The organism is Pseudomonas sp. HY2-MNA-CIBAN-0224 (genome assembly GCF_040310285.1).
In the GTDB taxonomy this organism is placed as follows: Bacteria; Pseudomonadota; Gammaproteobacteria; order Pseudomonadales; family Pseudomonadaceae; genus Aquipseudomonas; species Aquipseudomonas helleri.
The window spans coordinates 1-283 of the sequence record NZ_JBEOPQ010000402.1 but is presented as its reverse complement, the minus strand read 5'-3'; the positions used below and the strand labels follow the sequence as shown (position 1 = coordinate 283).

Sequence of the window (283 nt, the reverse complement as noted above, 5' to 3'; positions counted from 1 at the left end):
CAATTGATCTCTGATGATATCTACCAGATAAGAGCGGTGATCAGTGGTTGGATTGCAGATCCAAAGGTTCATGCAGTGATTACGACGGGCGGTACGGGATTTTTTATCAGAGATAGCATGCCAGAAGCGGTAAAAGTACTGTTTGATAAGTCGATCGATGGCTTTGGTGAAATGTTTCGTCTCATCTCAAAAGATGAAATTGGCATGTCTACGGTACAATCACGAGCGGTTGCTGGCATGGCAAATGGCACCGGTATATTTTGCTTACCGGGCTCATCAGGCG

Annotated in this window: 1 protein-coding gene; it reads left to right on the top strand. The window is 45.6% G+C overall.

Annotated features, from left to right (window positions below; genetic code table 11):
- Positions 1 to 283 (top strand): molybdopterin-binding protein (locus AAEZ03_RS26920; RefSeq protein ID WP_350582861.1); only part of this gene is annotated, 283 nt, incomplete at both ends.